This window comes from Nonomuraea sp. NPDC049141 (assembly GCF_040648415.1).
GTDB lineage: Bacteria > Actinomycetota > Actinomycetes > Streptosporangiales > Streptosporangiaceae > Nonomuraea.
In genome coordinates, this window is record NZ_JBEZDR010000018.1 from 30,814 (window position 1) to 50,963 (window position 20,150).

Consider the following 20,150-nt stretch of genomic DNA (forward strand, 5'->3'; position numbering starts at 1 on the left):
TTTCCGGCTAGGAGCAGGCTCCTAGTCACCCCGCGCCGGGACCGGCGTCGCGGAAGAGCCGGAGCCGAGACGGGGCAGCAGGGACGCCGGCAGCAGGGCGAGGGCGGCCAGAGCGGCCAGGACCAGCAGGGCGGGTCCCATCGCGGGGGCGGGCGAACTGATCAGCATGACGCTGGTGGCGACGGCGATGCCGAGGGTCGGGCCGATGTTCATGGCGGTCTGCTTGAGCCCGCCGACGACTCCGGCGTACCCGGGCGGCGCGTCGCCGACGACGGTGCCGGTGGCGGTGACCATGACGGTGGCGAACCCCGCGCCGAGCACCGCGAAGCTCACGCCGGTCGCCACCGACACGCCGCCCGGACCGAGCCGGGACAGGGCTGCGATGCCCAGGACGAGCAGGACCGTACCGGCGATCGCGGTGCGGCGCGGGCCGTAGCGGCGCAGCGCGGCGGCGGCGACGGGCGCGCCGGCGACCATGAGAGCGGTCATCGGCAGGACCAGCAGGCCGCCGGCGAGCGGATCCAGCCCGAGCGTGTCCTGGAGGTAGAACGTGGCCACGAACAGCGCGCCGAACAGGCCACCGGTGACCAGGAGCAGGATCGCCATCGACGCGACCACCGGTAGGGACCGGGCCACGGCGGGCGGCACGATCGGCTGCGCGCCGCGGCGTTCGCGCACGACGAGCGCGGTGGCGACGGCCGCCGTGGCGGTGAGTTCGAGCAGCGTCGGCGCGGTCCATCCGCGGGCCGGCAGGGCGACCAGAGTGTGCACCAGCAGCGCGAGCGTGCCCGCGAGCAGCGCCGCGCCGGTGAGGTCGAGTCGCTGGGAGCCGGCGCGGTCCGGCGCCGGCACCCGTACGGCGAGGGTGAGCGCGGCGATCGCCAGGGCGATGGGGATGTTGACCACGAACACGGCCCGCCAGCCCAACTGGGTGACGATTACGCCGCCGAGCAGTGGGCCGGTCGCCGCGGCCACGCCGATGGCGCTGGTACGAACGGCGATCGCCCGGCCCAGCCGCTCGGCCGGGTAGGCCAGCCGCAGCAGGGCGAGCGTGGCCGGCTGCAGGAGCGCGCCGAACACACCCTGCACGGCACGCAGGGCGATCACCCAGCCGACTCCGGGCGCCAGCGCGATGCCGGCCGACGCGACGGCGAAGCCGAGCACGCCGGCGAACAGCAGCCGCCGGTGCCCGTACCGGTCGCCGAGGCGCCCGGCGATGACGAGCAGCGCGGCCACCGCGAGCAGGTAGGCGGTGTTGGTCCACTGGACCTGCGCCATGCTCGCGCCCAGGCCGCGTTGCAGGCTGGGCTGCGCCACGATCAAGACTGTGCCGTCCAGCGCGACGATCATCGCGCCGCCCGCAGTGGCCAGGAGCGCCAGGCGATGCCGTACGGACGCGGTCACGAGCCCACCGGGCCGAGGTGCGCGTCCAGGGCCGCCGCCACCAGCTCGTCGAGAGGGTCACTACCAGGCGCGTCGCCGGATGCGCCGCCACCAGGCGCGTCGCCCGGTGGCGGGGCAGCGAGGGCGAGCGGCAGACTGCCCCAGGCCCATAGCTGGGCGACACCGTGCAGGTTCGCCCAGAGGGCGGCGGCCGTCACTTCCGGCGGCGGCCCAGCCTCACCGCGAGGCCCGACCTCACCGTGCGGGCCGGTCCCGCCGTGCGGGCCGGGGCGGTGGGTGGCGCCTCGCTCCGACTGGTGCCGGGTGACGAGGGCGACGACGTGCTCGAACAGCGGCAGGGTCGACTCCCGAAGCCGCGGAGAGTCGGCGGAGTGCTGTTCGCTGTCGAGCAGGTCGTGCCGGAACATCAACTCGAACATGCCGCGGCACTCCAGCGCGTACCCGACGTACACCCGCGCCAGCGCCCGCAACTGATCGCGCGGCGCCACCTCGCCGTCGGCCGCCGCCACGAACCGGGCCGTGAGGTCGGCGAATCCGCGGCGAGCGATCGCGGACAGCAGCGCGTGATGCGTGGGGAAGTAACGGCGCGGAGCCCCGTGCGACACCCCCGCCCGGCGGGCGATCTCCCGCAGCCCCAGCGAGGCGGCTCCGTCGGTCATCACGAGGTCCACTCCGGCGTCGATCAGCCGGTCTCGAAGATCCATAGACAGTGTCTACCAGCTCGCGTAGACACTGTCTACGCCCCGATCTCATACTTCAGAGCTACGCGAAAGGTGCACTCTCCGGCGGGAGGCCGACCACAGGGTGGGATCCGTAGCTTCGGTGCCGCAACCACCGGCATCCGGAAGGACCCATCCGCCATGGCATTCCCCCAGCTCATCCGGCGGATCGAGGCGGCGACCCCGCCCGCCCGCGACCGGGCCGTCGACGCGCTGCGTGCTCTGGCCATCCTGGGGGTGGTGCTCGGCCACTGGCTGGTGACCGCCGTGGTCGTCGGCGACGACGGTACGGTGCGCGTGGCCAGTCCGCTCAAGCACCTGCCCCAGCTCGCTCCTGTTTCCTGGGTGTTCCAGACGTTGGCGGTGTTCTTCCTGGTGGGCGGGCAGATGGGGGCCAAGGGTTACGCCTCCGCCCGCGCCCGTGGCATGACGTACGGGCAGTGGCTCGGCGGGCGGATGGCCCGGCTGTCCCGGCCCATCGGCGCGGTGCTGGTGGTGTGGGCCGTGGTGGCGGTCGCGCTGCTGGCCGCCGGGGTCAGCCTGGAGACCGTGGGCGCGCTGGTGAAGCTGGTGCTGTCGCCGCTGTGGTTCCTGCTGGTGTTCGCGGCGCTGACGGCGGTGACGCCGCTGGTCGCCAGGCTGCACCCGCTGTGGCCGTTCGCCGTCGTCCTGCTCGTGGATCTGATCGTGTACGGTCTGGGCGGCCCCGCCTGGCTCGGCCGGGTCAACGTGGTGGCCGGCTGGCTGGTCCCGTACTGCCTGGGCGCGGCCTGGGCCCGAGGCGACCTGCGCGACCGCGGGACCGGATGGGCACTGCTGCTGGGCGGCGCCGCCACCTCGGCCGGGCTCGTCCTGTGGGCCGGATACCCGGCCGCCATGGTCGGGGTGCCCGGCGCCCCGATCTCCAATCTCGACCCGCCTACCCTGGCGGTCGTCGCCTTCGGGCTGGCCCAGTGCGGGGCGGCTCTGCTGCTGCTCGACCCGCTGCGGCGGGTTTCGCGGCGTCCGGCGGTCTGGGCGGCGGTGGCGCTGGTGAACCTGTCGGCGATGACGATCTTCCTGTGGCACCAGACCGCGATGATCGTGGTCACGGTGGCCGGGCTGTTCGTGGGGGACGCGCTGCCCGGTCTGCACACCGCTCCCGACGGGTTCGGGTGGGTGTTGGTCCGGCTGGTCTGGCTGCCGGTGTTCGCGGTGGTGCTGCTGGGGTGCTGGGCAGTGGTCCGTACGTACGAGCGGGATGTCAGCCCGACGGCAGGCGGAGGACGGCGACAGCGCCGTCGGGGGCGTTGACCAGGGTCAGGTCGGCGCCGATGACCTGGGCCTGCCCCAGCGCGATCGTCAGCCCGAGGCCGTGACCGCGACCGCGTTCGGCGGCACCCGTGCGGAAGCGTCTCGGGCCGTCGGCGAGCAGCTCCGGAGGGAAGCCCGGCCCCCGGTCGCGGATCTCGATCACGTGGTCCCGGACCGTGATCTCCACCGGGGGCGCACCGTGGCGGTGGGCGTTGAGCACGAGGTTGGCGAGGATCCGGTCCAGGCGGCGCGGGTCCGTCTCGGCCACCGCGTCCCCCGAAGCCAGCACCCGCGCCTCGACCCCCACCCGGGCCGCGGACTCCTCGGCCACCTCGGCCAGTGGCACCCGGACCCGCTCGGCGACCTCGGCGCCCGCGTCCAGCCTGGAGACTTCCAGCAGGTCCTCCACCAGCGAGCGCAGCACCCGTACCCGGTCGCGTACCAGGTCGGCCGCCTCGCCCTCCTCCAGTAGTTCGACGACGGTGACCAGGCCCATCAGCGGGGTACGCAGATCGTGCGCGACGTCGGCCGTGAAGCGCTGCTCGGCCAGCAGCCGCCGTTGCAGGCCGGCGGCCATGGAGTTGAGGCCGGCGCCGATCTCGGCGATCTCGTCCCGGCCGCGCGCATCGGTGCGGGCGGCCAGGTCGCCGTCGGCGATCTGGCGGGCGGTGCGGGCCATGCGCCGCAGCCGCCGGTTCGGGAGTTCGGCGGCCAGCACCGACAGCGGCACCACCCCGGCCAGGGCGAGCAGTGCGGCCTTGACCATGTCGCGGTCCAGCGCGTACAGGCTGAGCAGCTCCGAGCCCATCGAGATCTGCGCGCTCACCGCCTCGCGGCCGTCGCTGCCGTACGGCTTGGCGGCCCACATCCACGGCTCGTCCCGGTGGTCGAGCCCGTACCAGGTCACCGTCCGGCCGGGCCGCAGCTGGGCGGCCAGGGCGTCAGGGAGTTCCGTGACCGCCACCACGTCGGCGGAGGCCGGTGACTTGTCGATGGCCACCTCGGCTCGGGCCTTGCCCAGGTCCAGGGCGCGCTGCCAGGTCGCCTGGTGCACCAGGAGCCCGACCACGGCGGCGACGACGGTGGCCGCGAGTGTGACGAGGGCGGCGATCTTCCAGCGCAGCGAAGCCGGATTCATGTGGCACTCAGCTTGTAACCGAACCCGCGCACCGTCTCGATGCGCTCGGCGCCGATCTTCTTGCGCAGGCGCTGAACGCACAGGTCGACCACGCGGCTGTCGCCGTCCCATCCGTAGTCCCACACGGTGCGCAGCAGCGTCGCCCGTTCCAGCACGATGCCGGGATGGGCGGCGAACTCCAGCAGCAGCCGCAGCTCGGTCGGGCTCAGCTCGACACGTCGCCCGGCCCGACGTACCTCCAGCGCGCCGGTGTCGACGCTCAGCTCGCCGAAGGTGAGCACCCCACTCACGGCTGTGGTTTCGGCGAAGGTGGCTCTGCGCAGCAGCGAGCGGATCCTGGCCACCAGCACCGGCAGGTCGACCGGTTTGACGACGTAGTCGTCGGCACCGCCCTCCAGCCCCGCGACGATGTCCAGGCCGTCACCGCGGGCCGACATCATGAGGATCGGCACCTGACTGGTCTCCCTGATCCTGCGGCACACGCTGATGCCGTCCAGGCCCGGCAGCATCACATCCAGCAGCAGCAGGTCGTGACCACCCGCTTGAGCGGCCTCCAGGCCGGCCAGCCCGTCAGCGGCGGTGGTCATGTGGTAGCCGTAGCGTTCCAGAGCCAGACCCACCGACGCGCGGATCACCGCGTCGTCCTCGACGAGCAGCAGGGATGTCATGAAAGTGCACCATACCTAGCGAAGTGCGGTGACCGGCTCCATGCGAGCGGCCCTCAAAGCCGGGTACAGGCCGGCGAGCAGCCCGACGACGGCACCGGCGGCCGGCGCCATGACGGCCAGCCGTACATCCATGACCGGAGTCCATTGCTTGACGGCGCAGACCGCGACGATCACCACGATCCCCCCGGAAGCGCCGATGACGCCGCCGGTCAGCCCGGTGAGGGTGGATTCCAGCAGGAACTGCGCGGCGATGTGGCGGCGGGCGGCGCCGAGGGCGCGGCGCAGGCCGATCTCGGCGACGCGCTCCATCACGGTCACCAGCGTGACGTTGGCGATGCCGACCGCGCCGACGACCAGGGAGACCAGCCCGAGGATCAGGAAGAGGGCGTTGACGTCGCCTTCCACCGCATCGCGTGCTCTGGTGGGGCTGGGTGGCGAGCTGACCTGCAGGAGGGCCTCGTTGCCTGGGCTGAGCGCGGCCGGCGCCTGCTTGGCGATCAGTTCGGCGGCGCCGAGGCCGGTGTTGACCAGGACCCGGGTCACGGTGCCCAGGCCATAGCGCTCGCCGACGGCCGGTGGCAGCAGGACCGCGCTCGCGAGGCTCTTTTCGCGCTGCGGGTCGCCGAGCACGCCGATGACGGTGTACGCCTGGGTGCCGATGAAGACGGCCGGGGCCCTGGTCAGCCGGGTGATGCCCAGCAACTTGGCCGCGTGCTGGCCCAGCACGACGACCTTGTCCCCGCGGGCGATGTGCCCGGCGTCGAAGTAGCGGCCCTCGATCATCCTGCCTTTGACCGCGGCGGGCAGGCCGGGGCTGCTGGAGAGCACGGTCAGGGTCTGGGTGGTGATCCGGGTCGGGTCCACGATGTCGTTGGAGCGGACGCTGAGGTTGGCGCTCTGCTCCGACTCGGCGAGCGCGGCGGCGGAGACCACCCCGCGCAGCCGGCTCACCCGGCTGACGTCGGCCCAGTCGACCAGGGGGAACGGGTGGTCCGGGACGTCGACCGTGATGGAGGTGGCGGTGAGCTCGTCGAAGCGGCCGACGATCTGGTTGCCCGCCGTCGCGGCGATGCCCAGGGTGACCACGAGCGTGGAGATGCCCAGCACGGTGCCCAGCGTGGTCAGCGCCGAGCGCACCGGGCGGGCCAGCAGACCCGCCACGGCCTCGTTCAGCAGATCGCGAGGGTGCACGTCTACTCCTCGGTGAGTACGCCGTCGGTGATGCGCACCCGGCGCCCGGCCCGATCGCTCACGTCGGTTTCATGAGTGATGACCACGATGGTCATCCCCTGGGCGCGCAGGTCGTCGAACAGGTCGAGCACCGCGTCGGTGTTCTTGCTGTCGAGGTTGCCGGTGGGTTCGTCGCACAGCAGCAGCGACGGTTCGCCCATGAGCGCGCGGGCGATGGCGGCGCGCTGCCGCTCACCGCCGGACAGCTTTCCGGGCAGGAAGCCCACCCGGTGCGAGAGCCGTACCCGCTCCAGAGCCCGAAGCGCGCGTTCGCGGCGTCCCGCGCGCGGTGCCGCGCCGTAGACCTCGGCCAGCATGACGTTCTCCAGCACGCTGCGGTGCGGCAGCAGGTGGAAGGACTGGAAGACGAAGCCGATCCGGCTGCCGCGGATGGTGGTCCGTACGCTGTCCTTCAGGCTGACGGTCTCGATGCCGTCGAGCCGGTAGCTGCCGCTGGTCGGCCGGTCCAGCAGGCCGAGCGTGTTGAGCAGGGTGGACTTCCCCGACCCCGAAGGGCCAACGATGGCCACGTAGTCCGATTTTTCAACTCTTAGGTTGATAGCGGAGAGTGCCCTGACGGGAGGATCGGCGGGGAACTCCTTGGTCAGGTCGTCGAGCAGGATGACCGGCTCAGGCATTGTTGATCACCACCTGGTCGCCCGGCTTGAGGTCGCCGGTCACCTCCACGGCTCCGTCGGCGGACAGGCCGGTGCGTACCTCGACCTCCTTCGTCCGGTCGGGCGCGATCTCCACCTGCACCCGGGCCTTGCCGTCAACGGCGGTGACGACCGCCGCGGCGGGGACCACGAGCACCTCCCGGTCGGTGGCGCCGATGGTCACGCGAACCGTGACAGGCGCGCCGGCCAGCTTCTTCAGGCCTTTCATCGAGGCGGGCGTGATCGTCACCGGCACGGCGCCCTTGGCGTCGCGTCCGCCGAGCGAGGTCACCGTGCCAGAGACGGTCTTGCCGGCCTCGGTCTCGATGCTCGCGCCCAGACCCGCCTTCACCCGCTCGGCCTCGGCCACGTCCACCGAGCCCGAGACCACGAAGGCGGAGCTGGTCACCGTGGCGATCGACTTGTCCACCAGCTCGCCCGCCTTGACGGTCGGCTTGTGCAGGCGGGCGGGCAGCTTGGGCAGGAAGACGACCTCCCCCGGCGGGACGGTCGTGCCGTAGGTCCGGGAGAACTCGGCCAGCAGCGCCCGCGCCGCGGCCAGGTCACGCTCGGCGTCGGCCACCTTCAGTTTGACCGGCGAAAGCTGTCTGGCCTGCCTGAGCGCCTGCTCGGCGGTGACGGCGGCCTCGCGCGCCACCCGGACGTTCTTCCTCAGCTCGGTCAGTCGTTTCGCCCGCGTGATCCGGGTTTCCTCCTGTACGCGCTCCTGCGCCGACCTGGCGGCGGCCAGGTCCGCTCTGGCGTTGGCGACCCGGAGTTCGAGCAGGCGGGTGTCGGCCGGCGGCCCGGCCGTGGGAGCCGCGGTGGGGCTGGGGCTGGACGCGGTGGTGGGCGCCGCCGGGGTGGGTGTCGCGGTGGCCTGGGCGAGCTCCTGCTCGGCCGCCAGCAGTTTCTCCTCGGCCGCCCGTACGGCGCTCTCGGCGGCCTCGACCTTGGCCTCGTCCTCGGTGGTGGTCTCCTGTGCCCGCGTGCTCTTCAACGCCTGGTCGGCCTCCTTCAGGTCCTGCCGGGCGTTGGCGAGCTTGGCCTTCAGCGGGAGCACATCCTTGCCCTGGTCAAGGGCCTGACGCTCGGTCGCGAGCACTTCCTGCGCGGTCCGTACGGCCCGGCCCAGCTCGTCGCGCTGCTGCCGCTGTTCCAAGGTGGGTCGTTGCGCCTCGTAGCCGCGCTTGGCGTAGAAGCGTGACACCGCGGCACTGGTCGCCCGGTCGAACACGCTGGTCACGGGCGCGCGGTAGCCGAGCCTGCGCAGCGCCTTCTGCAACTGCCGGACATCGTTTCCCTTGGCGCCGGGCACGATGCCGCGGTGCATCGGCACCGTGCCGGCGAAGACGAACACCGGGCGCCCGTTCACCTCCATCATCACCGCGCCCTCCGCGAGGGTGCCCCGCCGGGGAGCGCGGGTGGCACGCTGAGCGCTCTCGCCCCCGCCCACCACCCCGGCCAGCGACACCGGATACGGCGAGCCGTACTCCAGCGTGCCGCTGACCACCACGGTGGCGACCAGCTCGCGCCGCTCGACGGTGGCGGTGACCAGCGATGGTCTGGGCGGCTTGCGGGCCGCCGCCTCGTCCGCCGGGGAGCGCAGCAGGGTGCCCACTCCCCAGCCGGTCCCCGCGACCACCAGGACCACGGCCAGGACGAGCAGCAGCTTGCCGCGAGGGGTACGCATCACCGCTCTTGGAACCCGTACTTCACCCTGGCCTCGTTGGTGAGCCGCTTCTGCAGGGGGATGAAGGCGGCGTAGAAGTCCTTGCCGCAGTCCAGGTCGACCAGCGCCGACTTGATCTCCCTGGCGAGGTACGGCCTGGCCACCTCCGCCGTGACCGTGCCGGCCTTGCCGAGCCGCTCGGACTGCTCGCTCCACAGCGTCACGCCGCGGGCGTCCAGCGCGACCGGCTTCTCGGAGGTCACCCGCTCGCCTTTGGACTTCAGGCATTCGGCGAACGGCGCGGCGAGCTCCAGGAGCTTGGGGTCGCCGTCGAGAGTCTTGTCGATGTTCTCGATCTCCGTGCTCATCTGGTCCTGGTAGTCGGCGACCGAGGTGACTTTCAGGCCGTTCACCTGCCGGAGCGCGGCGACCCGGCACTCGTTCAGTGTCTTGAGATAGGCATCCCGCTTGGCGCCGGACAGGCCGTCGATCGTCGCCTGGTTGGGGTCCGGTGCCTGCGTCTCCGGCGGCTTCGGATAGACGACGGCGGAGAAGACACCGAAGCCGTTCTTGGCGCGGTCCGCTTTCATCGCGGCGTAGTCGGCGGGGTTCGCGTCGGACTTCTTGGGGAGGCTGACCGAGGGGGTGTAGGAGAAACCCTTCTGCTTCATGCAGGTGGCGATGACGGTCTCCCGTTCGCGGGCCTTGTCCACCGTGGCACCGCCGTTACCGGCGGCGGGGGCCGGGGCGCCTCCGCAGCCGGCCAGCACCGCCAGGCCGAGCAGACCGCACATCAACACACGCATCAAAGTCTCCTTCTCGGTGGGATCACGCCGCTCTTGAGCACGCCGTGGCCACTCTGGAGCCCTTGTTCCGCAGCTCTGTATGCGCCGGGTATCGCCGGACGCTCAACCGTGTATCCGCCGGGTATCAACCTCACGCGGGGACAGGGTCCCGCAGCCCGGGTGCCAGGGTCAGGGTGACCGCGACCGAGGCCGCCGCCATGACCGCTATCGCCGTCGCGGGCGAGGTCAGCTGCGCGGCGGCACCCGCGAGCGCGGCGCCCACCCCCTGCATGGTCAGCATCCCTGTGGAGTGCAGCCCCAGGGCGTGCCCGCTCAGCTCGTCCGGCGTCAGCGACATCAGGCGCTCCTGGAGCACCAGGCTCGCCGAGTATCCGGCCGAGGCGAGCACGACGGCCGCCACCACGACCGGCAACGGCGGGTGCAGCACGAAGATCACGTACGGCGTGGCGAGCAGCAGGCACAGCGGCACTCTGAGCCGCTCCCGCCACAGCGGCGGCACGAACCGGCCGGTCACGACGTCACCGGCCAGCATCCCGAGCGCCGCGCAGGAGAAGAGCAGCCCCGCCTGCCCGGGCGCGTACGGCACGAAAAGCGACTCACAGCCGACGATCAACCCGTTGGGCACCCAGAGGGCGAGGTAGACGTACCGGCGGGGTCTGGCCGACCACAGCCGGACGTTGTCCCGCCAGGTGTCGGCGACCGACGGCCGCCCGGCGGCCCGCGGCGCCCGGCGGCTGAGGCCGAAGCGGGCGACGACCGCGGCGGCGAGGTACAGGGCCGCCCCGGTCAGGAGCGCGCCACGCGGCGACAGGACGGCGATGAGCACGCCGCCGGTCGCGAACCCGCAGATCTGCACGAAGCCGTCGGACATGTTGAACATCGAGCGGCCGAGCAGGTACCCATCCCGCGTGAGGATCTCGTTGAGCAGCCCGTAACGCACTCCCCCGCCCAGCGAGGTGATCAACCCCTGCCCCAGCAGTACGGCGAAGACGGCCCACACCGGCAGCCCCGGAACGGCCTGCACGGCGGTGGCGAGGGCGAAGACCAGCAGCAGGCCCGTCAGCGCGGCACGCGGCGGTAACCGGTCGGCCGCCGACAGCAGCGTGGCCGCCCCGACCACCTGCACGAGCGCGGGACCGAACATGGCCAGCCCGGACAGCAGCGGCGACCCGGTCGCCGAGTAGACCAATGTGCCCAGGGCCAGCCCGCTCACCGTGTGGCCGGCCACCTGCCCGGCGCACGCCAGAAAGAGCGGCGTGAACTCCGGCGTCCGGAAAAGTTCGCGATAGGTACGCATGGCGGAAAGTGTCAGTGGCCCTGCCACCAGGGCGTTAATGTTTCGCGGGGAGGCGAAACCATGGGCTGGTGGCAGGTCAACGCGGACACGCTCGCGGACAGCCGGTTCGTCGTCTCGCCCTTGGCCGAGGCCACGGCGAGCCTGAAGACCCTCGAACGAGGCACGGCCGCGCATCCGGGCGAGCGCGCGTGGCTCGACGCCCACCTGCCCGCCTACCGCGAACGGCAGGCCCGCGACCCGATCACCGCGCTGCTCATCCGGGCCGCCCTGGGCCGCACCTGGAACGCCGACTTCCTCACCCCCACCCCCTTCGACGAGACCGAACCCGCTTTCGAGCAGGAGGTGGCGCGCATCCGCGAGACCCCGCCCGAGGCCGCCCGCGCCGACCTGACCGTGTCACTCGGCGGCCCGCTCCCCGCCCGGCTGCACCGCGGCGACCTGCCGGAACGCACCGCCGTCCTGCTGGAATGGGTGTGGAGGGAGACGGTGCTCCCCTACTGGGCGCGCCGCCGCAGGGTCATCGAGGCCGACGTCATCGCCCGCACCGCGCGGCTGAGCCAGGGCGGCTGGGCGGCGACGCTCGACGACATGCGCCCCGGAATGCGGTGGCTCGGCGAGAGCCGGCTGCAGATCAGCACGCATGACTACCCGCCGCGCGAGCTCTCCGGGGCGCGGCTGATGTTCGTCCCCGTCACACCGAGCCAGACGTGGGTCTCGTGGGACACGGCGCATCGGCACGCCGTGATCTATCCGTGCTCCGGCGCGCTGGCCGACGCCGGTCGCGCGCCGGTGCCCGAGGCGCTGGGCAGGCTGCTTGGGCCCGCGCGGGCGAACGTCCTCATGCTGCTCGGCACCCCGAAGAGCACGACGCAGCTCGTGGCGCTGACCGGCCAGGGCCTGGGCTCCGTGGGCCGCCACCTCAAGGTCCTGCTCGACTCCCGGCTGATCCGCCGCCGACGGGCCGGGCGGTCGGTGTTCTACGACCGTACGGAAGCCGGGGAGGTCCTGGTGAACGCCCAATCGAACTGATCAATGGGCGCTCGCTGGTCTGGGCGGCATGCCCGCGGCCTGATAGCAGGCGTCGATGAGTCGCATGTTCGACACGGCGTCGTCCGAGTCGATCGGGAGAGGCGTGCCCATGCGGACCGCGGAGGCGAACGCCTCCAGCTGGTAGGTGTACGACGACCGCTCGCCGAGCGTCTCGACGCGTGAGCCGGAGCGGGTGGTGATGCTGAGCCGGTCGTCCATGTGCGGCAGGACGAAGTTGTGCGCCACGGCTTCGCCCTCCGTCCCCACGATGCGGAGTGTCATCTCCACCTCCCCGTATGCCATGTGGCAACGCGCGGACCCGGTGGCTCCGCCGGGGAAGGCGAGTTCCGCGTTCAGCCACTCGTCGACGTCCGTCAGATCCCGGTGTATGCCGGCCCTGGCCGACACGAGCTCGGGAGGGCCGCCGGCGAATCTGCCCATCATGCGTTGCGCGTGGAGGCCGTAGCAGCCGAGGTCCATCATCGCGCCGCCGGCGAGCGCGAGGGACCAGCGCGGGTCGGCATCCGACGGCGGCGGGATGGCCACCACGGTGGCGATGCGCTCGATCCGGCCGAGTTCTCCGGACTCCGCGATGGCGAGCAGGCGCTGGGTCACGGGGTGGAACAGGTAGTGGAACGCCTCCATGAACGTGGTGCCGGCCTTCCGGACCGCCTCGCCGACCGCGGCGGCCTCCTCGGCGTTACTGGCGGACGGCTTCTCGCTGAGGACGTGCTTGCCCGCTTGAAGAGCGCGGATGTTCCAGGGGCCGTGGAGGCCGTTGGGCAACGGGTTGTAGACCACGTCGACCTCGGGGTCGGCGATCAGGTCGGCGTAGCTGCCGACGACGCGCTCGACCCCGTGCTCCTGGGCGAACGCCTCGGCGCGGCGCCGGTCCCTCGCCGCCACCGCCACCAGCCGGTGCCCGAGCGTGGCGGCGGGCGCCACGATGGATCGGCCGGAGATCCTCGCCGCTCCCAGGACGCCGATGCGGAGCGGTTCTTCCAGGGGGGACATATCTGGTGGCCTCCTCAGGCGTAGTTCGTGTCTTCGGCGACGTCCGCGAGGCCGACGGGTACGGGGGCGCCGGTGGCCAAGGACTTCAGCCCCGCTTCGCAGACCGCGGTCGCGGCGTAACCGTCCCAGGTGGTGGGTCCGACGACCTCGCCACGGCGGCTGGCGTCGGCCCAGGCCTGGATCTCCAGATCGTACGCGCGCGCGAAGCGGGCCCGGAAGTCCGTGGGGACGGTGCCGCCCCAAGATCCGCCGGTGTCCCCTGAGGTCGTCGAGTAGAGGTCTCCCCAAGGGCGACCGGCGATGACCGTTCCGCGCTCGCAGACGACCTCGCAGCGGACCTCGTAGCCGACCTGGCTGCGAACGAACACCTCGTTGGTGACGATGCCGCCGCCCGCCATGCGGAAGATGGCGACCTGGGGATCGACGACTCCCTCGGGTGAGTGGCCGGACGGTGCGGGAGACAGGACGGTGATCTCCTCGATCTCCTCGTCGAAGACGAAGCGCGCGACGTCGACCTCGTGCACGAGGCTGTCACGGACGATCATCTCCGAGCGGAACGAGTCCGGGACGTCCTTGTTGCGGTGGGTGTTGTGCACGAGCAGCGTCCGCCCGAGCCGTCCAGAGGAGAGCAGTTCCTTCAGCTGGGCGTACTCGGGGTCGAAGCGGCGAATGAACCCGAGCTGGACCAGCGGTCGGCCACGGTCGCGCTCGGCGCGGACCAGGCGCAACGACGAGGCGCTGTCCATGGTCAGCGGCTTCTCGCACAGGGTGTATTTGCCGGCCTCGAGGCAGGCCAGGACCTGCTCCTCGTGGACCGATCCCGGCGAGGCGATGACGACGGCGTCCACGTCGTCGTCGGCGACGAGGTCGAGGGCGTCACTGATCGCCCGTACGCCGTCGTACTGCCCCGCGACCGCCTGCGCCCGGGTGGTGTCGGGGTCCGAGACCGCCACCAACCGGGCGTTCGCCACCAGCCGGGCGATCCGGTGGGCATGGTCGGCGCCCATCACGCCGACGCCGATGATGCCGACCCGTAGCTCGTGGTCCTTCATGCTCACGCCTCGCCCGTCGGGGTGCTGTCGGGGGCGGGGACGCCGCCGTGCTCGACGGTGTGCGGGGTGACGACCTTGCCGGGTTGGGCGCCGCGCAGTTCGTGGCTGAGTTCGGTGAGTTCCTGGCCGCCGGCCATCTCGGCGGTGAGTTGTTCGAGGGTGAGTTCGTCGCGGTGGGCGTCGAGGACGACGTGGCCGAGTTTGAGGATGATGAAGTGGTTGCCGACGAGGTAGGCATGGTGGGGGTTGTGGGTGATGAAGATGACCCCGAGGCCGGCGTCGCGCGCCTTGGCGATGTACTTGAGGACGACACCGGACTGTTTGACGCCGAGCGCGGCGGTGGGTTCGTCGAGGATGATGACGCTGGCGCCGAAGTAGATCGCCCGAGCGATCGCGATCACCTGGCGCTGGCCCCCGGAGAGGCTGCCGACGGAGCGGTCGAGGTCGGGGATCACGATCCCCATCTTGGTGAGCTCCTCGTGGCAGATCCGCTTCATCGTGGGAATGTCGAGGAACGGCCCTTTGCGGATCTCGTTGGCCAGGAAGAAGTTCCGCCACACCGACATCAGCGGCGCGAGTGCGAGGTCCTGGTAGACCGTCGCGATGCCGAAGGCCTGGGCGATGCGCGGGGAGCCGAAGCGACGGATGATGCCGCGCAGCGACATGTTGCCCTCGGTGTGGTCGTGCAGGCCTGCGACGATCTTGATGAGGGTGGACTTACCGGCTCCGTTGTCACCGAGGACGCAGGTCACCTCGCCCTGCCTGACGGTGATGTTGACCCCGCGCAGCGCATGGATATTGCCATAGTGCATGCCGATGTTCTCGAGCTGCAGGACTGGATCTGTCTCATTCTCCACCGTCATCGGGCATCCGCCTTTTTCTTCACGTAAAGGTTCACCAACGTGGCGGCGATGAGCATGATCCCGAGGAAGGTCTTGAACCAGTCCGGGTCCCAGCCGGCGTAGGAGATGCCCAGCTGCGTCATGCCGAAGATGAGGGCGCCCACCGAGGCCCCGACGACCGAGCCGTAGCCCCCGGTGAGCAGGCAGCCGCCGATGACGGCCGCGATGATGTAGATGAACTCGTTGCCGACGCCTTGACCGGACTGCACGTTGTTGTACATGAACAGGTTGTGCATGCCCAGCAGCCAGGCGCAGAAGCCCACCCCCATGAACAGGGCGATCTTCGTGGCCTTGACCGGGACGCCGACGGCGCGGGCGGCCGCCGGGTCACCTCCGGCCGAGAAGATCCAGTTGCCGTACCTGGTGCGCAGCAGCAGCACGGAGGCGATCACCGTGAGGACCGCCCAGTAGACCACCGGGACCTCGACGGTGACCGGACCGATGCTGAAGCCGGAGGCGAACACCGCCTTGGCGCTGTCGAATCCGTCCATGTCGTTGAGCGAGTTCGACGAGACACCGCCGGCGATGACCCGGGTCATCGCGAGGTTGACCCCCTGGAGCACGAAGAACGAGCCCAGGGTGACCAGGAAGCTCGGCAGGCCGGTGCGGTGCAGCAGCCATCCGTTGAAGGCTCCGATGGCGAGCGAGAACACCAGGGCGAACAGGACACCGACCCAGACGTTCAGACCGAGGTACCACGCGGTGTGCGCGGCGGCCAGACCGGACGAGGTCACGGCCACACCGGCCGACAGGTCGAACTCCCCGCCGATCATGAGCAGCGCCACGGCGACGGCCATGATGCCGATCGTCGAGGAGCCGTACAGGATCGTTCCGATGTTGGCGGCGTGCCGGAACGCCGGCGCCACCGCGAAGAAGAGCACGGCGACGGCGCCGGCGCCGATGAGCGCCCCCACCTCCGGACGTCCGAGGAACATGGCCGCCGGGGACCGCGTCGCGACGCGGTCGTCGGTGGGTGTGGCCATGACGATCGTCATCTCAGATCACTCTCCTGATCATCGAGTGCCGTTGGCGGCGTACTTGGCCACGGCCTCGATGTTGGTCTTGTCGATGAACGCCGGCCCGGTGGCCACGTTCTGGCCGCCTCCGAGGGTGTTGCCGTTCGTCCGGTACCACCAGATCCCGTCGACCGCGAGATAGCCCTGCATGTACGGCTGCTGGTCGACCGCCCACTGGATGGAACCGTTCTGGATGGCGGCGACGAGCTCCTTGTTCGTGTCGAAGGTCCCGATCTTCGCCGAGCTGCCGGCACCCTTGACGGACTTCACCGCGTCGAGGGCGATCGGTGCGCCGAGAGTGACGACGTAGTCGATGCTCGTGTCCTGCGTCAGCTTCGCCTGGATGGTCGTCGTCACGGCCGAGTCGTCCGTGCCGTTGACGTAGATCTGGGTGACCTTGGCGCCGGCCGCTCCCTCCTTGACCCCGTCGCAGCGGTCGACGAGCTGCTGCTGCCCCTGGGTCTGGTTCACGCACAGGATGTTCTTGGCGCTGTCGGCCACGGCCTTCTTGCCCACCGCGATGCCGGCGTCCTTCTCGCCCTGGCCGAAGTAGCCCAGCGCGCCGAGGCCGAGCGCGTCCGAGCCGCCGGCGTTGAACATCGTCACCGGGATCCCCGCCGCGATCGCCTTCTTGATGGTGGCGCCGAGTGCCGGCGTGTTCGGGTCGGTCACCGCGATGCCGTCGACCTTCTTGTCGATCGCGGCCTGGATGAGCTGCGCCTGCTTGGCCGCGTCCGGGTCGGAGGAGTACTGGATCTCGGCGTTGTCCTTGGCCGCGGCAGCGTCGGCTCCCTTGCGAATGATGTCCCAGAACGTGTCACCCGGTGCCGCATGGGTGATCATGGCGATGGTCATCTTCGGGGTGGACGCCGCGGCGGTGCCACCGCCGCTCGCGGGCGAGGCCTCCTGCTTGCCGCCCGACGATGAGCAGGCCGTCAGGGCCAGGGCCGCGGAGAGCGCGAGGACTGCGCCGGCGACAGGCTTGGAGCGAATCATGATCGGCTGCCTTTCGGACATCACCGCCTCGACGCGGTGACTGGATGAATGACATGTGGTCGACGGCGACGGCCCAAACGGTGGCCCGGGACCGGTGATTGCCTATGGGTTCGACGTGCTGAGGAACGTCCGGCGCGTCGGACTGGCCGGGCGGCGTCTCCTGTGCTGCCCTACCCCCGAGAGGGGGGGTGACGCGTGTCACACTAGTACGCATAATCGGCTCCCGAACTTGGTGAAGTGCCTCAAGAACGCCTCAGAGCCCGGGACGCCGGTGCGGACACACGGAGGAAGACGGATGGGCGCTCGTCGCGAGCACCGGGTGGTCGACATCGCAGCTCAGGCCGGGTTGAGCCGGGCGACGGTGGATCGGGTGCTGCACGGCCGCGAGGGGGTCCGGCCGGAGACGGTCGCACAGGTGAGCCGGGCGATCGACGAGCTGGAGCGGCAGCGGGAGCAGGTGCATCTGTCGGGGCGCACGCTCATCGTGGACTTGGTGATGCAGACACCGGAGCGTTTCGCCATCGCTTCCCGGGACGCGCTGGAGGCCGAACTACGGTCGTTGCGACCGGCGGTACTCCGGGCCCGGTCGCATCTGAGTGAGCACAGCGACGCGGCCGCCGCGGCGGCGCTGCTCGACACGGTGGGCCACAGGGGGGCGCACGGGGTCATCCTCAAGGCGCCCGACCATCCTCTGGTGGTCGAGGCGGTGCGGCGGCTGGCTGACCGCGGCATCCCGACCGTGACGTTCACGACCGACGTTCCGGACAGTCAGCGGGCGGCCTACGTGGGCATGGACAACGTGGCCGCCGGAGCGACGGCCGCGTATCTCATCACGCAGTGGGCAGGGCCTTCCGGAGCCGTCCTGGTGACCGTCAGCCACTCGTCGTTCCGCGGCGAGGAAGAGCGGGACATCGGCTTCCGGCGCACGCTGTCCGAGCTCGCCCCCCGCCGGACGGTGCACGAGGTGAAGGACACCGACGGCCTGGACCCGACGATCCTCGTGGCGGTCCGTGAGGCGTTGGCGCTGCACCCGTCGATCAACGCCGTCTACTCCGCGGGCGGTGGGAACGTCGCCATACTCAAGGCGTTCGAGGAGGTCGCGATGACGCCGAAGGTCTTCGTCGCGCATGACCTCGACGGCGACAACCAGTCGCTGCTGCGCACACGGAAGATCTCCGCGGTTCTGCACCATGACCTGAGGGCGGACATGCGGCGCGCCTGTCGCCTGCTGCTACAGGCGCGCGGGGTCCTGCCGGGCAAGCCGGTGAGCATCCCGTCCCAGGTGCAGGTCGTCACCCCGTACAACGAGCCGGCGTCGATCTACGGCGGCTTCGAGCTCTGACGGCCCTGGAGACAGGTTGTTCCTCACTCGGCGAGCAGGCTCCGCAGGTAGTCCACGCTGGTCCTGACGTCCGCGACCGGGCCTTCGCCGGCGGGCGGCTCGGTGAGGATGGTGTCCTGTTCGAGGGTGTACCAGCCGTCGTAGCCGTTGCCGCGCAGGTGCCCGACGATGGTGGCGACGTCGACGTCACCCGTGCCCAGCGGCCGGTACATGCCCTCTCGGACCGCCTCGGTGTAGGTGAGGCGGCCCGCCTGGACCTTGCGGGCGTACGTCAGGTCGACGTCCTTGAAGTGGGTGTGCGCGATCCGGTCGGGCACCTGGCCGGCCAGGACGGCCGGGTCGGTGCCGCCGATGAGCAGGTGGCCGGTGTCCAGGCACAAGGAGACGGCCGAGCCGTCGAGGACACGTCGCACCTCCGGTCCGGTCTCGACCATGGTGCCGACGTGCGGGTGGAGCACGGCGCGGATGCCGTGCTCGGCGGCGTGGGCGGCGACCCGGTCCAGGTTGCGCAGCAACCGGTGCCAGCCCGCCTCGTCCAGGTCGGGCCTCGCGTCGTAGCCTGTCTGGCCGGAGTCGGCGGACAGGACCATGACGCCGGCCCGCGCGGCCTTGAAGCCGGGCAGGAGCCGGTCGAGCTCGATCATGGGGTCGATGTCATCGCGATGAAGGACGAACGGGGTGAAGCCGCCGACGGCGTGCAGGTTGTGCGCCGCGAGGGTCTTGGCGAGCTCGTCGGGGTCGGTCGGCAGGAAGCCGTCCGGGCCGAGCTCGGTGGCCGACAGGCCGATCTCGCTCATCTGGCTGAGGACCTGGTCGGCGGGCAGCTGGTAGCCCCAGCCGGGGACTTCGCAGACACCCCAGCTGATGGGGGCGCCGGCGATACGGTGGACGGTGTCGGTCATTGTTCCTCCTGTGCGGGCACGGGGTTGGCGAGAGCGGCTGGTCGTCGGCCCGCGAGGACGTCCGCGACACCCTGCGCGGCAGCGGCGAACGTGGCGCGGGTGGCGCCGGCGCTGAGTCCCATGAGATGAGGCGACAGCACGACGCCGACGTGGTCGAAGACCGGATGGTGGGTCGGTGGTTCGGAGTCGAAGACGTCCAGGCCGAGACCGGCTAGACGGCCGTTGGCGAGGGCGTGCGCGGCGGCGTCGAGGTCGAGCAGGCCGCCGCGGCCGCAGTTCACCAGGACCGACCCGACCGGCATGGCGGCCAGGAAGGCCGAGCCGACGAGGTGGTGGGTCTGCGGCGTGAGCGGCAGGTGCAGGGTGACGACCTGCGAACGGGAACGCAGTTCCTCGAGATCGACGAGCTCGGCACCGTCGCGGTCCTCCGGCTGTGCGAGGTGGGGGTCGTGGGCGAGGACGGTCATGCCGAACGCGCGGGCCAGGTGGCCGACGCGGCGGCCGATCCGGCCGTAGCCGACGATGCCGATCGTCGCTCCGTCGAGGTCACCGAGGGTGATCGTGCCACGTTCTGACCAGCGGCCTCGTGCGACGCACTCGGTCGTGACGCCCAGCCGTTTCACCAGATGGAGGATCATGGCCAGGGCTCCTTCGGCGACGGCGTGGGTGCCGGCGCCGGGTGTGACGACGACGGCGATGCCGCGGCGGGTGGCCTCGGCGACGTCGACTCGTTCCACGCCGACGCCGGTGCGGGCGAGGACCCGGAGGTTGGGCATCCGGTCGAGCATCGCGGTGTCGACGAGGACGTCGGCCCGCACGATCGCTCCTACGGCTCCACGGAGGTCCTCGGGGCCGGGGTCGGCCACGAATCGCGCGTCCGGCGGCAGGTGCCCGGTGACGAGGCCGGGTTCGACGTCACCCAGGGCCACGACGACCTGCCGGCCGACGTCGGTCTTCACGGCGTCTCACCGGCCCTGCGCAGCTCGGCGATGACGGTCTTCACGGCGTCTCACC

19 protein-coding genes are annotated in these 20,150 nt (G+C 71.1%); 3 read left to right on the forward strand and 16 right to left on the reverse strand.

The features are described from left to right. Positions 1-21: 21 nt before the first annotated feature. Both AB0B91_RS42730 and AB0B91_RS42735 read right to left on the reverse strand, forming a co-directional pair. Positions 22-1,404, reverse strand: coding sequence for an MFS transporter (locus AB0B91_RS42730; RefSeq protein ID WP_358333039.1), 1,383 nt, complete (start codon positions 1,402-1,404; stop codon positions 22-24). After that, positions 1,401-2,108 (reverse strand): TetR/AcrR family transcriptional regulator, encoded by a 708-nt coding sequence (locus AB0B91_RS42735; RefSeq protein ID WP_358333042.1) that lies wholly within the window; start codon positions 2,106-2,108, stop codon positions 1,401-1,403. The genes AB0B91_RS42730 and AB0B91_RS42735 overlap by 4 nt, the downstream gene beginning before the upstream one ends. Positions 2,109-2,264: 156 nt before the next feature. On the opposite strand from AB0B91_RS42735, the gene AB0B91_RS42740 reads away from it, so the two are divergent. Then, complete coding sequence (locus tag AB0B91_RS42740) at positions 2,265-3,416, forward strand: acyltransferase (protein ID WP_358333045.1); 1,152 nt, start codon at positions 2,265-2,267, stop codon at positions 3,414-3,416. Here AB0B91_RS42740 and AB0B91_RS42745 read toward each other — a convergent pair. The 7 genes from AB0B91_RS42745 to AB0B91_RS42775 all read right to left on the reverse strand — a co-directional run bounded on the left by AB0B91_RS42745 (position 3,367) and on the right by AB0B91_RS42775 (position 10,883). Next, complete coding sequence (locus AB0B91_RS42745; RefSeq protein ID WP_358333048.1) at positions 3,367-4,554, reverse strand: HAMP domain-containing sensor histidine kinase; 1,188 nt, start codon at positions 4,552-4,554, stop codon at positions 3,367-3,369. The genes AB0B91_RS42740 and AB0B91_RS42745 overlap by 50 nt on opposite strands. Next, the gene (cseB, locus tag AB0B91_RS42750; RefSeq protein ID WP_358333051.1) at positions 4,551-5,222 is read right to left on the reverse strand and encodes a two-component system response regulator CseB; all 672 of its coding nucleotides are present in this window, start codon (positions 5,220-5,222) and stop codon (positions 4,551-4,553) included. Before cseB ends, AB0B91_RS42745 begins: the two co-directional genes overlap by 4 nt. A 15-nt stretch (positions 5,223-5,237) precedes the next feature. Then, positions 5,238-6,413: an ABC transporter permease gene (locus AB0B91_RS42755; protein ID WP_358333054.1), complete on the reverse strand. Its 1,176-nt coding sequence runs from the start codon at positions 6,411-6,413 to the stop codon at positions 5,238-5,240. Between the two features lie 2 nt (positions 6,414-6,415). Continuing rightward, complete coding sequence (locus AB0B91_RS42760) at positions 6,416-7,090, reverse strand: ABC transporter ATP-binding protein (protein WP_358333056.1); 675 nt, start codon at positions 7,088-7,090, stop codon at positions 6,416-6,418. Beyond that, complete coding sequence (locus AB0B91_RS42765) at positions 7,083-8,801, reverse strand: peptidoglycan-binding protein (protein ID WP_358333059.1); 1,719 nt, start codon at positions 8,799-8,801, stop codon at positions 7,083-7,085. Before AB0B91_RS42765 ends, AB0B91_RS42760 begins: the two co-directional genes overlap by 8 nt. Further along, positions 8,801-9,586: a hypothetical protein gene (locus tag AB0B91_RS42770; protein ID WP_358333063.1), complete on the reverse strand. Its 786-nt coding sequence runs from the start codon at positions 9,584-9,586 to the stop codon at positions 8,801-8,803. Before AB0B91_RS42770 ends, AB0B91_RS42765 begins: the two co-directional genes overlap by 1 nt. 130 nt (positions 9,587-9,716) lie before the next feature. After that, entirely contained in the window at positions 9,717-10,883 is a 1,167-nt protein-coding gene (locus AB0B91_RS42775; protein ID WP_358333066.1) for an MFS transporter, read from the reverse strand. Positions 10,884-10,943: 60 nt separating this feature from the next. Here AB0B91_RS42775 and AB0B91_RS42780 point away from each other — a divergent pair, with 60 nt between their 5' ends. Next, positions 10,944-11,912 carry a transcriptional regulator gene (locus AB0B91_RS42780; RefSeq protein ID WP_358333069.1) on the forward strand — a complete coding sequence of 323 codons (969 nt, stop codon included), beginning with the start codon at positions 10,944-10,946 and terminating at the stop codon, positions 11,910-11,912. On the opposite strand, the gene AB0B91_RS42785 is transcribed toward AB0B91_RS42780, so the two are convergent. Genes AB0B91_RS42785 through AB0B91_RS42805 form a run of 5 tightly spaced genes read right to left on the reverse strand, consistent with a single transcriptional unit; the run spans position 11,913 to position 16,892 of the window. Then, the gene (locus AB0B91_RS42785) at positions 11,913-12,926 is read right to left on the reverse strand and encodes a Gfo/Idh/MocA family oxidoreductase (RefSeq protein ID WP_358333072.1); all 1,014 of its coding nucleotides are present in this window, start codon (positions 12,924-12,926) and stop codon (positions 11,913-11,915) included. 14 nt (positions 12,927-12,940) lie between these two features. Continuing rightward, positions 12,941-13,978: a Gfo/Idh/MocA family oxidoreductase gene (locus AB0B91_RS42790; protein ID WP_358333075.1), complete on the reverse strand. Its 1,038-nt coding sequence runs from the start codon at positions 13,976-13,978 to the stop codon at positions 12,941-12,943. 2 nt (positions 13,979-13,980) lie between these two features. Next, positions 13,981-14,841 carry an ATP-binding cassette domain-containing protein gene (locus AB0B91_RS42795; RefSeq protein ID WP_358333077.1) on the reverse strand — a complete coding sequence of 287 codons (861 nt, stop codon included), beginning with the start codon at positions 14,839-14,841 and terminating at the stop codon, positions 13,981-13,983. After that, on the reverse strand, positions 14,838-15,875 hold the full coding sequence (locus tag AB0B91_RS42800; RefSeq protein WP_358333080.1) for an ABC transporter permease: 1,038 nt from the start codon (positions 15,873-15,875) through the stop codon (positions 14,838-14,840). The genes AB0B91_RS42795 and AB0B91_RS42800 overlap by 4 nt, the downstream gene beginning before the upstream one ends. Before the next feature lie 18 nt (positions 15,876-15,893). Continuing rightward, on the reverse strand, positions 15,894-16,892 hold the full coding sequence (locus tag AB0B91_RS42805) for a substrate-binding domain-containing protein (protein ID WP_358333083.1): 999 nt from the start codon (positions 16,890-16,892) through the stop codon (positions 15,894-15,896). Between the two features lie 295 nt (positions 16,893-17,187). Between AB0B91_RS42805 and AB0B91_RS42810 the strand changes: the two genes are divergently transcribed. Beyond that, complete coding sequence (locus AB0B91_RS42810) at positions 17,188-18,234, forward strand: LacI family DNA-binding transcriptional regulator (RefSeq protein WP_358333086.1); 1,047 nt, start codon at positions 17,188-17,190, stop codon at positions 18,232-18,234. A gap of 23 nt (positions 18,235-18,257) precedes the next feature. Here AB0B91_RS42810 and AB0B91_RS42815 read toward each other — a convergent pair whose 3' ends face one another. Together AB0B91_RS42815 and AB0B91_RS42820 are read right to left on the reverse strand one after the other, a co-directional pair. Continuing rightward, entirely contained in the window at positions 18,258-19,136 is an 879-nt protein-coding gene (locus tag AB0B91_RS42815) for a TIM barrel protein (protein ID WP_358333088.1), read from the reverse strand. Continuing rightward, entirely contained in the window at positions 19,133-20,095 is a 963-nt protein-coding gene (locus AB0B91_RS42820; protein WP_358333091.1) for an NAD(P)-dependent oxidoreductase, read from the reverse strand. Before AB0B91_RS42820 ends, AB0B91_RS42815 begins: the two co-directional genes overlap by 4 nt. Positions 20,096-20,150 lie beyond the last annotated feature (55 nt).

Excerpts from the sequence above, each read along its gene's own strand:
- AB0B91_RS42735 (WP_358333042.1), bottom strand. The coding sequence starts at position 2,108 with ATGGATCTTCGAGACCGGCTGATCGACGCCGGAGTGGACCTCGTGATG.
- AB0B91_RS42740 (WP_358333045.1), top strand. The coding sequence starts at position 2,265 with ATGGCATTCCCCCAGCTCATCCGGCGGATCGAGGCGGCGACCCCGCCC.
- AB0B91_RS42745 (WP_358333048.1), bottom strand. The coding sequence starts at position 4,554 with ATGAATCCGGCTTCGCTGCGCTGGAAGATCGCCGCCCTCGTCACACTC.
- cseB (WP_358333051.1), bottom strand. The coding sequence starts at position 5,222 with ATGACATCCCTGCTGCTCGTCGAGGACGACGCGGTGATCCGCGCGTCG.
- AB0B91_RS42760 (WP_358333056.1), bottom strand. The coding sequence starts at position 7,090 with ATGCCTGAGCCGGTCATCCTGCTCGACGACCTGACCAAGGAGTTCCCC.
- AB0B91_RS42765 (WP_358333059.1), bottom strand. The coding sequence starts at position 8,801 with ATGCGTACCCCTCGCGGCAAGCTGCTGCTCGTCCTGGCCGTGGTCCTG.
- AB0B91_RS42770 (WP_358333063.1), bottom strand. The coding sequence starts at position 9,586 with ATGCGTGTGTTGATGTGCGGTCTGCTCGGCCTGGCGGTGCTGGCCGGC.
- AB0B91_RS42775 (WP_358333066.1), bottom strand. The coding sequence starts at position 10,883 with ATGCGTACCTATCGCGAACTTTTCCGGACGCCGGAGTTCACGCCGCTC.
- AB0B91_RS42780 (WP_358333069.1), top strand. The coding sequence starts at position 10,944 with ATGGGCTGGTGGCAGGTCAACGCGGACACGCTCGCGGACAGCCGGTTC.
- AB0B91_RS42785 (WP_358333072.1), bottom strand. The coding sequence starts at position 12,926 with ATGTCCCCCCTGGAAGAACCGCTCCGCATCGGCGTCCTGGGAGCGGCG.
- AB0B91_RS42790 (WP_358333075.1), bottom strand. The coding sequence starts at position 13,978 with ATGAAGGACCACGAGCTACGGGTCGGCATCATCGGCGTCGGCGTGATG.
- AB0B91_RS42795 (WP_358333077.1), bottom strand. The coding sequence starts at position 14,841 with ATGACGGTGGAGAATGAGACAGATCCAGTCCTGCAGCTCGAGAACATC.
- AB0B91_RS42800 (WP_358333080.1), bottom strand. The coding sequence starts at position 15,875 with ATGACGATCGTCATGGCCACACCCACCGACGACCGCGTCGCGACGCGG.
- AB0B91_RS42805 (WP_358333083.1), bottom strand. The coding sequence starts at position 16,892 with ATGATTCGCTCCAAGCCTGTCGCCGGCGCAGTCCTCGCGCTCTCCGCG.
- AB0B91_RS42810 (WP_358333086.1), top strand. The coding sequence starts at position 17,188 with ATGGGCGCTCGTCGCGAGCACCGGGTGGTCGACATCGCAGCTCAGGCC.
- AB0B91_RS42815 (WP_358333088.1), bottom strand. The coding sequence starts at position 19,136 with ATGACCGACACCGTCCACCGTATCGCCGGCGCCCCCATCAGCTGGGGT.